We start from the raw sequence: 13,897 nt of genomic DNA on the forward strand, positions 1-13,897 counted from the left end.
GCGAGAGCGACGCCGCGTGAATCACCCCGCAGAAGGACCCCTGACCGGTCTGAAGGTCCTCGACATCGCCACCCTGTTCGCCGGACCGCTCGCGGCCACGATGCTCGGTGACTTCGGTGCCGAGGTCATCAAGGTCGAGCATCCGCGCCGCCCCGACCCCTCGCGCGGGCACGGCCCCGCCAAGAACGGCATCGGACTGTGGTGGAAGCTGCTCGGCCGCAACAAGCGCACGATGACGCTGGACCTGTCCGCCCCCGGCGGCCGGGACGTCCTGCTGCGGCTGGCGGCGGACAGCGACGTGATCATCGAGAACTTCCGGCCGGGAACCCTGGAGCGCTGGGGCATCGGCTGGGAGGAGCTGCGGGCCGTCAACCCCCGCCTGGTACTGGCCCGGGTCACCGGCTTCGGCCAGTTCGGCCCGTACGCGCACCGCCCCGGATTCGGCACCCTCGCCGAGGCCATGAGCGGCTTCGCGGCGATCACCGGGGAGCCGGACGGGCCGCCCACCCTGCCGCCGTTCGGGCTCGCCGACTCGATCGCGGCGCTCGCCACCGCGTACGCGGTGATGGCCGCACTCGCCGGGCGCGAGCGCACCGGCGAGGGCCAGGTCGTCGACCTGGCGATCATCGAACCGATCCTGACGGTGCTGGGCCCGCAGCCCCTCTGGTACGACCAGCTCGGTCATGTCCAGCCGCGCACCGGGAACCGCTCCCGCAACAACGCCCCGCGCAACACCTACCGCACCGGGGACGGCCACTGGGTCGCCGTGTCCACCTCCGCGCAGTCGGTCGCCGAACGCGTCATGCGGCTGGTCGGCCGCCCGGAACTGATCGACGAGCCGTGGTTCGGCGCGGGCACCACCCGTGCCGAGCACACCGAGGAACTGGACGAGGCCGTCGGCAACTGGATCGCCCGGCACACCCGGGAAGAGGCCCTGACCGCGTTCGAGAAGGCGGAGGCGGCGATCGCGCCGGTCCAGGACGTACGGGAGGTGATGGAGGATCCGCAGTACCGGGCCCTGGACACCCTCACCGAGATCGACGACCCGGAGCTGGGACCCCTGCGGATGCAGAACGTCCTCTTCCGGCTGTCCGGGACACCGGGAGCGATCCGCTGGGCGGGCCGCCCGCACGGCGCGGACACCGAGGAGATCCTCGCCGGGCTCGGCCTGTCGGCTCCCGACATCATGGACCTGCGTGCCCAGGGAGCCCTGTGACCTCCCTGTTCGTCCCCCTGACCTGGCTCTATGTACCCGGGGACCGGCCGGAGGTGGTGCGCAAGGCACTCGGCTCGGGAGCGGACGTGGTGATCGTCGACCTGGAGGACGCGGTCGCACCGGACCGCAAGGAGTACGCGCGGACGGCCACCGCCGAACTCCTCGCCGACCCGGTCACCGCCGCCCCGGGTGCGGTGCCGGTCCATGTCCGGGTGCACGGCGAGGACGACGTACGGGCCCTGGCCGGGCTGCCGGGCCTCTCCGGTCTGCGGCTGCCGAAGATCACGCACGCGGTGTCCGTGCACCATGTGGCGGCGGTGGCCCCCGGTGTGCCGCTGTACCCGCTGCTCGAATCGGCGCTCGCGATCGAGCACGCCTACTCGATCGCGACGGCCCACGCGCAGGTGCGGGGCATCGGACTGGGCGAGGCCGACCTCCGGGCCGATCTGGGGGTACGGGAGGACGCCGGGCTGGACTGGCCGCGCAGCCGTACCGTGGTCGCCGCGCGGGCCGCCGGTCTGCCGCCGCCCGCCCAGTCGGTCTTCCCGGACGTCCGGGACCTGGACGGGCTGTGGACCTCCTGCGGACGGGCGCGGGCGCTGGGGATGCTCGGCCGGGCGGCGATCCACCCCCGGCAGCTGGCGGTGATCGAGCGGGCCTTCCTGCCGACGGCCGAGGAGATCGAGGCAGCCGAGGAGATCGTGGCCGCCTCGGCGGTGGACGCGGGTGCGCTGGCACTGCCGGACGGGAGGTTCGTGGACGCGGCGGTGGTGGCATCGGCGCGCCGGACACTGGCCCTGGGACAGCGGAACGCCGGACGGGTCGGCCATACCGACCCGTCCGGCGTCTGAGCGGAACAGGGTGCGCCCGCGGGCGCGGTCAGAGCTTCTTGGCCGCCTCGGGGGCGCCGTCCTTCTCCGTGTCACCGGTCTCGCCGTCACCGGTTCCGTCCGTGGACCCGGCGTCGGCCTTGGTCTCGGCGTCGGTGCCATCGGCCGTGGCGCCGGGCCCGGCGTCCTTCGCGTCGGCGTCCTTGACGTCGCTGTCCTTGGCGTCGCTGTCCTTGGCGTCGCTGTCCTTGGCGTCGGCGTCGCCTTCGGCGTCGGTGTCCGTCGCGCCCGGCTCGACGATCTCCTCGCGTCCGGGGCGTACCTTCGCCGAGATCACGATGTACGTGACGGCGAGGACGAACACGATGATCGCGGTCCAGACGTTGAGGCGCAGACCCAGCACGTGGTGGGCCTCGTCCACCCGCATGTACTCGATCCAGGCACGGCCCGCGCAGTACGCCGCGACGTAGAGCGCGAAGACCCGTCCGTGGCCGAGCTTGAAGCGGCGGTCCGCCCAGATCACCAGCAGCGCGACGCCGACGCACCACAGCGACTCGTACAGGAAGGTCGGGTGGTAGGTGCCCGCGACCCGGTTCGGGCCCTCGCTGATCTTCAGCGCCCACGGGAGGTCGGTCGGCTTGCCGTACAGCTCCTGGTTGAACCAGTTGCCCCAGCGGCCGATGGCCTGGGCGAGGGCGATGCCGGGGGCCAGGGCGTCGGCCCAGGCGGGGAGCGGAATCCCGCGCCGGCGGCAGCCGATCCAGGCGCCGACCGCGCCGAGCGCGATCGCGCCCCAGATACCGAGGCCGCCTTCCCAGATCTTGAAGGCGTCGACCCAGTTCTCACCCTCGCTGAAGTACAGCTGGTAGTCGGTGATGACGTGGTACAGCCGGCCGCCGACGAGGCCGAAGGGCACGGCCCAGACGGCGATGTCGGCGACGGTGCCGGATCTCCCGCCGCGGGCGACCCAGCGCTTGTTGCCGAACCAGACGGCGACAAAGACACCGATGATGATGCAGAACGCGTAGCCGCGAAGCGGGATCGGGCCGAGATCGATCACGCCGGTCGACGGGCTGGGAATGAAGGCAAGGTTCATGACGGGGTCGACGCTACCTTGCCGGGCGGGAGGTACGGCGGGTCACCCGGCAACGTCTGGGTAACGAGGCGGCCGCCGGCCCGCCGCCCCGCACCCCTGCCAGGAGCCCGGAAGGGCCGGATCAGGAAGCCGGGGCGGCCGGGGTGGCCGTGCCCGGCTTCTTGCCCTTGTTGGCCTCGGCGACCCACTTCTTGATGTTCTCGGCGGAGATCTGTTCGTCGCCCTTCTTCGGGAAGATCGACACACCGTTGAGCAGCGCGGTCGGGGTGCCCTGGAATCCGCCGTTGCGGAACGCGGTGTCGGACTCGGTGACCCAGCTGTCGTGCTTGCCGCTCTCCACACAGCTGCGGAAGCCGGGCGTGTCGAGGCCCTCGACCTTGCCCGCCAGCTCGATCAGCTTGCTGTTCCGGCCGAAGGCGTCATCGGCCTCGGCGGGCTGGTTGCTGTAGAGGACGTCGTGGTACGCGGGGAACTTGCCGACGTCCTGGGCGCAGGCGGCGGCGTTGGCGGCGCGCAGCGAGCCGGTGCCGCCGAGATTCCCGTCGATGATCGTGGCGAGGTGGTACTCCACCTTGATCTGGCCGCTGTCCGCCAGCTCCGCGATCGTGTCCCGGAAGGCGAGCTCGAACTGGGCGCAGACCGGGCAGCGGAAGTCCTCCCAGATCGTGAGCGTGGACGGTGCGTCGCTCGCTCCGACCGGGATGGTGAGCTCGTCCTTCCCGGTCGCGCCCGAGGGGGCGACCACCGGGCCCGCGCCGCTGTCGCCGTCGTCGCCCGCGTTGGCGGCGATCAGTCCGATCACGGCCGCCAGGGCCAGCACTCCGACCACCGCGGCCGAGACGATCAGCGTGCGCCGGCGGCGCTCGCGCGCCTTGTCCCGCTCGCGCTGCTGGGCCAGGCGCTCACGCGCGCTTCTGTTTCCCTCAGGGTTCTTCTCGCTCACACCCGCAGCAACGAACCGGGGAGGCACGCGCGTGCCTCCCCGGTCCGGTTCCACCCGTTCGGATGATGTCTGGTATCAGCGCTTTCGAACACCTTCGGCCAGTTCGCCCGCCAGCGCCCGGACGGCGGCGAGACCCGCCGCCTCGTCGGGGGCGTCCAGCATGCCCTTGACGAAGGCCGAGCCGACGATCACCCCGTCGGCGAACCCGGCGACCTCGGCGGCCTGCTCGGCGTTGGAGACTCCGAGGCCGACGCAGACGGGCAGGTCGGTGGTGGCGCGGGTGCGGCGCACCAGGTTCTGGGCCTCGTCGCCGACCGACTCACGGGTGCCGGTGACCCCCATGAGCGAGGCTGCGTACACGAAGCCGGAGCCCGCCGCCGTGATGGTGGCCAGACGTGCGTCCCGGCTGCTGGGCGCGACGACGAACACGGTCGCGAGGCCGTGCTTGTCCGCGTGTTCGCGCCAGGCCGCGGACTCCTGGACCGGCAGGTCGGGCAGGATGCACCCGGCTCCGCCCGCCTCGGCCAGCTCGGCGGTGAAGCGCTCGACGCCGTACCGGTCGATGGGGTTCCAGTAGGTCATGATCAGGATCGGGGCGCCGGTCGCCTCGTACGCCTCGCGGACCGTACGCATCACGTCGGCGATCCTGACCCCGCCGCGCAGGGCGATGTCGTCGGCGGTCTGGATGACCGGGCCGTCGAGCACCGGGTCGCTGTGCGGCAGTCCCACCTCGACGATGTCCGCGCCGCCCGCGACGACGGCCTTGACCGCCTCGATGCCTCCGTCGACGGTCGGGAACCCGGCCGGGAGGTACGCGATCAGCGCCGCCCGGTCCTCCGCCCGGGCCTTGGCCAGCGTCGAGCTCAGCAGATCCCTGTTCCCGCTGTGCGTGCTCACTTGGCACCTCCGTCGTACAGGCCGAAGTAGCGGGCCGCCGTGTCCATGTCCTTGTCGCCGCGGCCGGACAGGTTGATCAGGATCAGCCCGTCCCCGCCCAGCTCCCGCCCGACCTCCAGTGCGCCTGCCAGCGCGTGCGCGCTCTCGATGGCCGGGATGATCCCCTCGGTACGGGAGAGCAGCCGCAGGGCCTGCATGGCGGCGTCGTCGGTGACCGCCCGGTACTCGCCGCGGCCGATGTCCTTGAGGTAGGAGTGCTCCGGGCCGATGCCCGGGTAGTCCAGCCCCGCCGAGATGGAGTACGGCTCGGTGATCTGGCCCTCGTCGTCCTGGAGGACGTAGGAGCGCGAGCCGTGCAGGATGCCGGGCTCACCCGCGGTCAGGGTGGCCGCGTGCTCACCGGTCTCCACCCCGTGTCCGGCGGGCTCGCAGCCGATCAGCCGGACGTCCGCGTCCGGGATGAACGCGTGGAAGAGCCCGATGGCGTTGGAGCCGCCGCCGACGCAGGCGACCGCGGCGTCCGGCAGCCGGCCGGCCCGCTCCAGGATCTGACGGCGGGCCTCGACGCCGATCACCCGGTGGAAGTCGCGGACCATCGCCGGGAACGGGTGCGGGCCCGCGACCGTGCCGAAGAGGTAGTGGGTGCGGTCCACATTGGCGACCCAGTCGCGGAACGCCTCGTTGATGGCGTCCTTGAGGGTGCGTGAGCCGGACTTCACGGCGATGACCTCGGCGCCGAGCATCCGCATCCGCGCCACGTTCAGCGCCTGCCGCTCGGTGTCGATCTCGCCCATGTAGATGGTGCATTCGAGGCCGAACAGGGCGCAGGCGGTGGCGGTGGCGACGCCGTGCTGGCCCGCGCCGGTCTCGGCGATGACCCGGGTCTTGCCCATGCGCTTGGTGAGGAGTGCCTGGCCCAGCACGTTGTTGATCTTGTGCGAGCCGGTGTGGTTCAGGTCCTCGCGCTTGAGGAAGACCCGGGCCCCGCCCGCGTGCTCGGCGAAGCGCGGGACCTCGGTCAGCGCGCTCGGGCGGCCCGTGTAGTTGACCATGAGCTCGTTGAGCTCGGCGGCGAAGGCCGGGTCGGCCTTGGCCTTGTCGTACTCGACGGCGACCTCGTCCACGGCGGCGACGAGCGCCTCCGGGATGAACTTGCCGCCGTAGGCGCCGAAATACCCTTCGGCGCTGGGAATCAGACCCTCGGGGTCCGGAATGAAGAAGTCAGACGACATCCGACGTGCTCCTTGGCATGGCAACGGGTGGGTTCACCGTATGCGCCGCGGGCGGAGCGCCACCGCGACCGGGATCGGTCGTGGCGGTGCGGTCGTACGTACGTGTGGTGCGGGTACGACGGCCGGGGCTCGCTACAGCGCGGACCCCGTGCGCCATCGCATGCCGTTGACCTGGCCGGGTTCGTCACCGATGACGTACCGCACCCGCCGGCCGTGCACGCGCCGGGCGGGGGCGCGGCAGCCGCGTGGGCGGCAGCCGCGCGCCAGCGGGGCGTGCGGGACCCGGGCGCCCGCCCCGGCGGGGCGCAGGCCCGGCCGGGTGCGGGACACGGAGCGGTGGGCGGACACGGGCCGGGTCAGCCCCGTCCGTGCCGGAGCGCCGGGTGGGCGCCCGCGGCGACCAGATCGGCGACGGCGGCGCGCGGGTCGCGGCCGGTGACCAGGGACTCGCCGACGAGCACGGCGTCCGCGCCCGCGTTGGCGTAGGCGATGAGGTCGTGCGGGCCGCGGACGCCGGACTCGGCGACCTTGACGATGTGGTCCGGGATCTCGGGGGCGACCCGCTCGAAGGTGGAGCGGTCGACCTTGAGGTCCTTCAGATTGCGCGCGTTGACACCGATGATCTTCGCTCCGGCGTCCACGGCGCGCTCCGCCTCCTCCTCGTCGTGCGCCTCGACGAGCGGCGTGAGGCCGATCGACTCGGCACGCTCGATCAGCGAGACCAGGGCCTGCTGGTCGAGGGCGGCGACGATCAGCAGGGCGAGGTCGGCGCCGTAGGCGCGGGCCTCCCACAGCTGGTACGAGGTGACGATGAAGTCCTTGCGCAGGACCGGGATGTCGACCTTGGCGCGGACGGCCTCCAGGTCGGCGAGCGAGCCGCCGAAGCGGCGCTGCTCGGTGAGGACCGAGATGACGGACGCGCCGCCCGCCTCGTAGTCGGCGGCGAGTGCGGCAGGGTCGGCGATCGCGGCAAGCGCCCCCTTGGAGGGGGACGAGCGCTTGACCTCGCAGATGACGGTGACGCCCTCGCCGCGCAGTGCGGCGACCCCGTCCTTGGCCTGGGGAGCGCGGGCCGCGCGCTCCTTCAGCTCGTCGAGGCTGACGCGCGCCTGCCGCTCCGCGAGGTCGGCGCGTACGCCGTCGATGATCTCGTCGAGCACACTCACGCGAGCGGCCCCCTTCCGGAACGGTGATGAGGGAACAGGATCAGCCATACCGATGGTATCCGCAGCAGGGCAAAGGGTTCGCATCCGGCCACGATGCGTCCCACTGGCTGGGCGTTCATGGCGCCAGGGCGGAGCCGAAGGGCAGGTTCCGGACGACGGAGAAGATCAGCAGCAGGGCCCCGATCCCCCACCAGTAGACCGGTGCCAGACCGATCCGCAGGGGCTTACCGCGGCCCGCGCGGACCATCCAGAGCACCCACACGGCGGCGAAGAGGAAGTAGCCGACGACGGCCACGGCGTTGGCGCCGAACGCGGTCCCGATGTCTCCGTGGGCGAAGGCGTAGGCGCTGCGCAGGCCTCCGCAGCCGGGGCAGTACACCCCGGTGAGCCCCAGCAGCGGGCAGACCGGGTAGTGGCCGGGTTCGTTGGGGTCGAACGTGGCGACGTAGCCGAATGCCCCGACGACACCGGCCAGGATGCCCACGGGCGTGGCGAACCGGCGCAGGCGCGAGGCGGGCCCCGGGGGCCGCGCGGGGCCGGGCGCGTACGCCGCCCCGGGGTCGGGGGGCGGGGGTGCGGCGGGAGAAGGCGAGGCGTCCACCCGCCGATTGTCCACGCTCATACGGAAAGGCGCAGCCCGGTCCGGGCTGCGCCTCGCGTCGTGTCTCCGGCCGGGGCCGGATGTCCCCGGTATCAGTGGGAGATCTGCGCCTGCGAAGCGCGGGCCCTGGCCGCCGCCATCTCGGCCGACTCCTTCGGCATGCCGAGGCCCGCGGCCTTCATCGCGAGACCGACGACGCCGCCGACGAAGATGACGGCGATACCGGCCCAGAAGCCGAGCGGGTTGGCCGCGACCATGAAGACGCCTGCGACGCAGAAGCCGATGAACGAGATGATGACACCGGTCCAGGCGGCCGGGGTGTGTCCGTGGCTGCTGCCCGCCATGAGTTGCTCCTCGTTGGTGTTGCGCTGTGGATATCGCCGTGACTGGCGCCACGGGGAAAGCTCACGGCCATTGTCCCGTACGTGCTGGTAGGACGTGAGCTGGGGGGGTCATGCCTCGCGCGTCGGGTCCTCACCGCGGTCCAGGGCCTTCCACAGGTCCTCGGGCCGGTCGGGGTCCGGGGCGGTGCGGGGTGCCTTGCCGGGGCGCGGGGTGCCGTCGCGCTCGTACCGTCCCGACATGGCGGGCCAGCGCCTGCCGTAGCGCAGGGCGAGCAGCCCGGCGAGCAGGATCAGCGCGCCGCCGACGGCCGTGAGGTACGGCCAGGCGGTGTGGGTGAGGGCGCCGACGGTGGCGGAGGTGTCACCCGTGGAGAGGGCGGCCTTCTCGTCGAGGGCGGCGCTGTCGAAGGCTCCGTACCAGGAGCTGAGGGCCGCGCCGAGTCCGCTGAGGGCGAGGAGCCCGGAGACGGCCAGGCGTCCGGCACCGCGTACGGCGAAGACGGCGACGAGAGCGGCCAGGGCGACGACGGCCAGGGCGGCCGGCAGCCCGGTGACGTCCTGGCCGTCGGCGGTCAGCGGCAGGGTGCCGCCGCCCACGGAGGCCTTGCCCTCGGCCCACGTCTGCCCGGAGGCCAGAAGGACGACGGCCGCGCCGATCGCGCCGAGGAACAGACCGGCGGCCAGACTGCGGCGGCTTCCCGCGGAGTCGGGTGCGGAGGCGGGCGCGGAGCCGGACACGGCGGCTCGGGCGCGGGGCTGGGGTACGGGCACGGCACTCACGCCCTCCACTATCCCCTACCGCTCCGGTGCTCGCGGAGGCGGTTGGCCGTATGGACGGCCCGCAGCACGGCGGCCGCCTTGTTGCGGCATTCGGTGTCCTCGGCGACCGGGTCGGAATCGGCGACGATGCCCGCTCCGGCCTGGACGTACGCGGTTCCGTCGCGCAGCAGCGCGGTGCGGATGGCGATGGCGGTGTCGGAGTCCCCGGCGAAGTCGAGGTAGCCGACGCAGCCTCCGTACAGCCCGCGGCGGGTGGGTTCGAGCTCCTCGATGATCTGCATCGCCCGCGGCTTGGGTGCGCCGGAGAGGGTGCCCGCGGGGAAGCAGGCGGTGAGGACGTCGAAGGCGGTGCGGCCCTCGGTGACCCGGCCGGTGACGGTGGAGACGATGTGCATCACGTGCGAGTACCGCTCGACCGACATGAAGTCGACGACCTCGACGCTGCCGGGTTCGCAGACGCGCCCGAGGTCGTTGCGGCCGAGGTCGACGAGCATCAGGTGCTCGGCGCGTTCCTTCGGGTCGGCCAGCAGTTCCTCGGCGAGTGCCTGGTCCTCCTGCGGGGTGGCGCCGCGGTGCCGGGTACCGGCGATCGGGTGGAGCATGGCCCGGCCGTCCTCGACCTTGACCAGGGCCTCGGGGCTGGAGCCGACGACATCGAAGCCGTCGAAGCGGAAGAGGTACATGTACGGCGACGGGTTGGTGGCGCGCAGCACCCGGTAGACGTCCAACGCGCTTGCCGTGCAAGGGGTTTCGAAGCGCTGGGACGGGACGACCTGGAAGGCCTCGCCGGCCCTGATCCGTTCCTTGACGTCCTCGACGGCGTCCTGGAACGCCTCGCCGCCCCACAGCGCGGTGTACGGGGGCAGCTCGGACGGGGGCAGGACGGCGGGGGCGTTCTCGACGGGCCGGCGCAGGTCCTGCTCCATGGCGTCGAGCCGGGCCAGGGCGTCCGTGTACGCCTCGTCGACGCCGGTCGAGAGGTCGTTGTGGTTGATCGCGTTGGCGATCAGCAGGACGGTGCCGTCCCAGTGGTCCAGGACGGCGAGGTCCGAGGTGAGGAGCATGGTCAGTTCGGGGAGCCCCAGGTCGTCGCCGCCGTGCTCGCCGATCTTCTCCAGGCGGCGCACGATGTCGTACCCGAGGTAGCCGACCATGCCGCCGGTGAAGGGCGGCAGCCCCTCGTCGGCGGCCAGGTCGCGCGGGGTGTGCAGGGTCTCGACGGTGGCGCGCAGGGCCTGGAGCGGATCGCCGCCGGCGGGGACCCCGACGGGCGGTGTGCCCAGCCAGTGGGCCTGCCCGTCGCGGGCGGTGAGGGTGGCGTCGCTGCGTACCCCGATGAAGGAGTAGCGGGACCAGGTGCGGCCGTTCTCGGCGGATTCGAGGAGGAAGGTACCGGTCCGCTCGGCCGCGAGCTTGCGGTAGAGCCCGACCGGGGTGTCGCCGTCCGCGAGGAGCCGGCGGCTGACGGGGATGACGCGCCGGTCGACGGCCAGCTTGCGGAAGGTGTCGAGATCCATGGCCGGTGACCTTACTGGGCGAGGGGGAGGACGTCGGCGTCGAAACAGGTGCGGTCCCCCGTGTGGCAGGCGGCACCCGTCTGGTCGACCTTCACCAGAACGGTGTCGGCGTCGCAGTCCAGCGCGACCGACTTCACCCGCTGGACGTGCCCGGAGGTGTCGCCCTTGACCCAGTACTCCTGGCGGCTGCGCGACCAGTAGGTGCAGCGGCCGGTGGTGAGGGTGCGGTGCAGCGCCTCGTCGTCCATCCAGCCGAGCATCAGCACCTCGCCGGTGTCGTACTGCTGGGCGATGGCCGGGACCAGACCGTCGGCGCCGCGCTTGAGGCGGGCGGCGATGGCGGGATCGAGGCTGCTGGCGGGCGGCGGGGTGCCGGGCGTGCTGGTCATACGGTCCATTGTGCCGTGGCGGCGGGGGCCGTCCGGGCGGGCGTCCACTGGGCGGACGGCGTGGCCCGGCCGTACGCTGGCGGGCATGTCGACCCATGCGAAGCGTGAACGTCTGCTGCTTGCCGACCTGTTGGAGGCGGCGGGCCCGGAGGCCCCGACCCTGTGCGACGGCTGGAGGACCCGCGACCTGGCCGCCCATGTGGTGGTGCGCGAGCGCCGCGCGGACGCGGCGGGCGGGCTGCTGCTGGGCGCGCTGCGGACCCGGATGGAGCGGGTGCAGGCCGAGTTCGCGGCGAAGCCGTACGAGGAACTGATCCAGCTCATCCGTACGGGACCGCCGCGCTTTTCCCCGTACTCCCTCAAGCAGCTCGACGAGGTGGCCAACACGATCGAGTTCTACGTCCATACGGAGGACGTGCGCCGGGCGCAGCCGGACTGGACCCGGCGGGAGCTGGACCCGGTCTTCTCCGATGTGCTGTGGTCGCGCACCGAGAAGATGGCCCGGCTGCTGGGCCGCCGGTCCCCGGTGGGCCTGGTGCTGCGCCGCCCGGACGGCCAGACGGCGGTGGCGCACAAGGGCACGCCGGTGGTGACGGTCACCGGGGAGCCGGGCGAGCTGCTGCTGTTCGCGTTCGGCCGGCAGGACGTGGCCTCGGTGGAGCTGGACGGCGACAAGGAGGCGGTGGCCCGGCTGCGGACGGCCCAGCTCGGGATGTAGGCCCCGCCCCGGCCGCGGGCGGAGCGTACGGGCGGGGCGTACGGGCCGGTCGCGGGGCGTACGGGGCCGGGGTCAGACCGGGAGTTCGGCGCGGCGCAGCCGGGTGAAGGCCAGGCCGATGGCACCGCCCGCCGCGCACAGCGCCCCGCTGGCGACGAAGACCGGGCCGGTGCCCCAGGCCGCGACGGCCGCGCCGGTGACCGGGTAGCTGAGCGGTGCGACGGCGTGGGTGAAGAGCGTCGAGACCGAGGTGACCCGGCCCAGATAGGCGGGCTCCGTCGCGGTCTGCACGAGGGCCGCGCACAGGGCACCGCCGAGGCCCATGAGGAGCCCGACGAGGGCGGCGAGGGCGGCGGCCACGGGCACCGAGGGCGCGTACGCGAGGGCACCGACGCCGAACGCGCCGACCAGCACCAGCAGGCACATCACGAGCCCGCCGCGCGGCACCCGGCCGCGCACCGCGAGCAGCAGCGCGGCGGCACCCGCGCCGATGCCGAACGCGGCGACGACCCAGCCCATTCCGGTGGCGCCCCAGCCGCGCTGCCGGGCGAGCAGGATCATGCCGAGGTTGAGCGGGCCGACGAAGCCCAGCTCGCTGACGGCGATGACGAGCATGAGCGGGCCGAGCAGCGGGTGGCGGCGGATGTGGCGCAGCCCGTCGGTCAGCTCCTGCCACGCCGAACCCGTTTCGCCGGCCGTCTCCGGCTGTTCGGGCAGCGGTCGCATCCGTACGAGCAGGAGCAGCGGCAGCGAGAGCGCGAAGAGCACTCCGGCGGCGGCGAAGGCGAGCACGGGCCCGCCGAGGGCCACCGCGAGGCCGCCGAGCGGGGCGCCGACGACATTGGCACCCCGGGCGGCGAGGCCGCGCAGTCCCTGGATCCTGGCGAGCTGCCCGGGGGCGCTGATCCGGGGCGGCAGGGCCCCGACGGCGGGGAGGAACAGGGCGTCCACCGCGCCGAAGACCAGGGCGACGGCGATCAGCATCCAGACGGCGGGCGAGGTGAGCAGCAGGGCCCCGGCCAGGCCCAGGACGACGAGACAGCGCGCGATGTCGCTGCCGATGACGACGCGGCGCGGGCCGAGCCGGTCGGCGAGCACTCCCCCGCCGAGCATCAGCACGGCCCTGGGTATGGAGCCGGCGGCCAGGACGAGCCCGGTCTGGGAGTCGCTGCCGGCACGGGACGCGGCCCAGGCGAGCGCCATGTAGTAGACGCTGTCGCCGATCATCGACGCGGTGTACGCGCCGAGCCAGCGCAGGACGTTGCCGTCGCGGTGGGCGGGCCGTTCGGCCGGAGCGGCCGGGCCGGGGGCGGTGAGGGTGGCGCTGGTCATGGGGTTCGTCCTCTCGGGGCGTGTGCCGTGTCAGGTCCGGAACGGGAATCCGTAGAGGTGCAGGGCGACGTTCTCGCGCCCCTCCGTGTCGCCCGACTCCTCGCGGGCGCGGCCCTCGTCCTCGTAGCGCCTGATCAGGGTGTGCACCTCGCTGCTGAGGGAGGCGAGCTCCTCGGCGGTGAGCCGGGCCAGGAACTCGGAGCTGAAGGAGGCGCTGCGCCACTCGGGTGACCAGTCGCGGTAGGAGTCGAGATAGCGGCGGTAGAGCTCGATGTGCTGGTCGAACGAGAGGCGGCCGATGGCGGAGTGCGTGGCCGCCGCCTCGGGGGCGTCGCGGAAGTCCTCGTCGTGGAAGGTCAGTCCGTGCGACGCGGGCCGCCACCAGCGCTCGCGGCCGTCCGTGCCCTGCTGCTCGGCCTCCTCGATCAGGCCGTGGTCGGCGAGCTTGCGCAGGTGGTAGCTGACCAGGGAGACGGCCTCGTCGACCTGCTCGGCGAGCTGGGAGGCGGTGGCCGAGCGCGCTACGTAGAGCGCCCGGTAGAGCTTCATCCGCAAGGGGTGACCGAACGCCTTGAGGGTGGCGAGGTCGGAGACGCGGCGGGTTTCTTCGCTGGGCATGCCTCCACCGTAGAAAGAAAAGGAAACTTGCGCAATATTTATTGCGCAACAAATCTTGCGGGTTTTCGATGGCTTCCCACCGGGGCAGGTGAGGCTCGGGAAACGTGGGAGGCGTGTGCGGCCCGGGAGCCGGGCCGCCTCGGTCCTGGAGCGGACGCGGGGGTGCGGCGTCGCCGGAGCGGAGGTGCCGCTGCGCGAGGGGGTGCTCCCGGTCGTGG

16 protein-coding genes are annotated in these 13,897 nt (G+C 72.9%); 3 read left to right on the top strand and 13 right to left on the bottom strand.

Annotation, left to right across the window (positions count from 1 at the left end; translation table 11 throughout):
* Positions 1-16 precede the first annotated feature (16 nt).
* Positions 17-1,216: a CaiB/BaiF CoA transferase family protein gene (locus tag ACIGJO_RS01125; protein ID WP_399950183.1), complete on the top strand. Its 1,200-nt coding sequence runs from the start codon at positions 17-19 to the stop codon at positions 1,214-1,216.
* Positions 1,213-2,067, top strand: a complete 855-nt coding sequence (locus tag ACIGJO_RS01130) for an HpcH/HpaI aldolase/citrate lyase family protein (protein ID WP_399950185.1) — start codon at positions 1,213-1,215, stop codon at positions 2,065-2,067. The genes ACIGJO_RS01125 and ACIGJO_RS01130 overlap by 4 nt, the downstream gene beginning before the upstream one ends.
* 28 nt (positions 2,068-2,095) lie before the next feature.
* Here the strand turns inward: ACIGJO_RS01130 and lgt are convergent, their stop codons facing one another.
* From lgt to hisI, 11 genes are all read right to left on the bottom strand, one after another.
* Positions 2,096-3,142, bottom strand: a complete 1,047-nt coding sequence (lgt, locus tag ACIGJO_RS01135) for a prolipoprotein diacylglyceryl transferase (RefSeq protein WP_399950188.1) — start codon at positions 3,140-3,142, stop codon at positions 2,096-2,098.
* A gap of 121 nt (positions 3,143-3,263) precedes the next feature.
* Positions 3,264-4,085 (bottom strand): DsbA family protein, encoded by an 822-nt coding sequence (locus tag ACIGJO_RS01140; protein ID WP_399950191.1) that lies wholly within the window; start codon positions 4,083-4,085, stop codon positions 3,264-3,266.
* A 75-nt stretch (positions 4,086-4,160) separates the two neighbouring features.
* Positions 4,161-4,982, bottom strand: coding sequence for a tryptophan synthase subunit alpha (trpA, locus tag ACIGJO_RS01145; protein WP_399950194.1), 822 nt, complete (start codon positions 4,980-4,982; stop codon positions 4,161-4,163).
* Positions 4,979-6,214, bottom strand: a complete 1,236-nt coding sequence (gene trpB, locus ACIGJO_RS01150; protein ID WP_399950197.1) for a tryptophan synthase subunit beta — start codon at positions 6,212-6,214, stop codon at positions 4,979-4,981. Before trpB ends, trpA begins: the two co-directional genes overlap by 4 nt.
* 132 nt (positions 6,215-6,346) lie before the next feature.
* Positions 6,347-6,562, bottom strand: coding sequence for a tryptophan biosynthesis modulator TrpM (trpM, locus tag ACIGJO_RS01155; RefSeq protein ID WP_399950200.1), 216 nt, complete (start codon positions 6,560-6,562; stop codon positions 6,347-6,349).
* 8 nt (positions 6,563-6,570) lie between these two features.
* The gene (trpC, locus tag ACIGJO_RS01160; protein WP_399950203.1) at positions 6,571-7,380 is read right to left on the bottom strand and encodes an indole-3-glycerol phosphate synthase TrpC; all 810 of its coding nucleotides are present in this window, start codon (positions 7,378-7,380) and stop codon (positions 6,571-6,573) included.
* 115 nt (positions 7,381-7,495) lie between these two features.
* A complete protein-coding gene (locus ACIGJO_RS01165) occupies positions 7,496-8,002 on the bottom strand; it encodes a DUF2752 domain-containing protein (RefSeq protein WP_399950207.1) in 507 nt (168 codons plus the stop codon).
* A gap of 71 nt (positions 8,003-8,073) precedes the next feature.
* Positions 8,074-8,325, bottom strand: coding sequence for an HGxxPAAW family protein (locus ACIGJO_RS01170; RefSeq protein ID WP_266930972.1), 252 nt, complete (start codon positions 8,323-8,325; stop codon positions 8,074-8,076).
* 108 nt (positions 8,326-8,433) lie between these two features.
* The gene (locus tag ACIGJO_RS01175; protein WP_399950211.1) at positions 8,434-9,114 is read right to left on the bottom strand and encodes a TIGR02234 family membrane protein; all 681 of its coding nucleotides are present in this window, start codon (positions 9,112-9,114) and stop codon (positions 8,434-8,436) included.
* A complete protein-coding gene (locus ACIGJO_RS01180) occupies positions 9,114-10,622 on the bottom strand; it encodes an anthranilate synthase component I (RefSeq protein WP_399950215.1) in 1,509 nt (502 codons plus the stop codon). Before ACIGJO_RS01180 ends, ACIGJO_RS01175 begins: the two co-directional genes overlap by 1 nt.
* Positions 10,623-10,633: 11 nt before the next feature.
* The gene (gene hisI, locus ACIGJO_RS01185) at positions 10,634-11,011 is read right to left on the bottom strand and encodes a phosphoribosyl-AMP cyclohydrolase (protein WP_399950218.1); all 378 of its coding nucleotides are present in this window, start codon (positions 11,009-11,011) and stop codon (positions 10,634-10,636) included.
* Between the two features lie 85 nt (positions 11,012-11,096).
* Here hisI and ACIGJO_RS01190 point away from each other — a divergent pair, with 85 nt between their 5' ends.
* Entirely contained in the window at positions 11,097-11,729 is a 633-nt protein-coding gene (locus ACIGJO_RS01190) for a TIGR03085 family metal-binding protein (protein ID WP_399950221.1), read from the top strand.
* 72 nt (positions 11,730-11,801) lie between these two features.
* Here the strand turns inward: ACIGJO_RS01190 and ACIGJO_RS01195 are convergent, their stop codons facing one another.
* Both ACIGJO_RS01195 and ACIGJO_RS01200 read right to left on the bottom strand, forming a co-directional pair.
* Positions 11,802-13,061 (bottom strand): MFS transporter, encoded by a 1,260-nt coding sequence (locus tag ACIGJO_RS01195; RefSeq protein ID WP_399950223.1) that lies wholly within the window; start codon positions 13,059-13,061, stop codon positions 11,802-11,804.
* 30 nt (positions 13,062-13,091) lie between these two features.
* Positions 13,092-13,679, bottom strand: coding sequence for an ArsR/SmtB family transcription factor (locus ACIGJO_RS01200; RefSeq protein ID WP_399950225.1), 588 nt, complete (start codon positions 13,677-13,679; stop codon positions 13,092-13,094).
* Positions 13,680-13,897: the final 218 nt, after the last annotated feature.

It is taken from the genome of Streptomyces sp. NPDC079020, assembly GCF_044542225.1.
Taxonomy (GTDB): domain Bacteria; phylum Actinomycetota; class Actinomycetes; order Streptomycetales; family Streptomycetaceae; genus Streptomyces.

Coding starts and splice junctions, on each gene's coding strand:
- lgt (WP_399950188.1), bottom strand. CDS start 3,142: ATGAACCTTGCCTTCATTCCCAGCCCGTCGACCGGCGTGATCGATCTC.
- trpB (WP_399950197.1), bottom strand. CDS start 6,214: ATGTCGTCTGACTTCTTCATTCCGGACCCCGAGGGTCTGATTCCCAGC.
- ACIGJO_RS01165 (WP_399950207.1), bottom strand. CDS start 8,002: ATGAGCGTGGACAATCGGCGGGTGGACGCCTCGCCTTCTCCCGCCGCA.
- ACIGJO_RS01170 (WP_266930972.1), bottom strand. CDS start 8,325: ATGGCGGGCAGCAGCCACGGACACACCCCGGCCGCCTGGACCGGTGTC.
- ACIGJO_RS01180 (WP_399950215.1), bottom strand. CDS start 10,622: ATGGATCTCGACACCTTCCGCAAGCTGGCCGTCGACCGGCGCGTCATC.
- hisI (WP_399950218.1), bottom strand. CDS start 11,011: ATGACCAGCACGCCCGGCACCCCGCCGCCCGCCAGCAGCCTCGATCCC.
- ACIGJO_RS01190 (WP_399950221.1), top strand. CDS start 11,097: ATGTCGACCCATGCGAAGCGTGAACGTCTGCTGCTTGCCGACCTGTTG.
- ACIGJO_RS01195 (WP_399950223.1), bottom strand. CDS start 13,061: ATGACCAGCGCCACCCTCACCGCCCCCGGCCCGGCCGCTCCGGCCGAA.
- ACIGJO_RS01200 (WP_399950225.1), bottom strand. CDS start 13,679: ATGCCCAGCGAAGAAACCCGCCGCGTCTCCGACCTCGCCACCCTCAAG.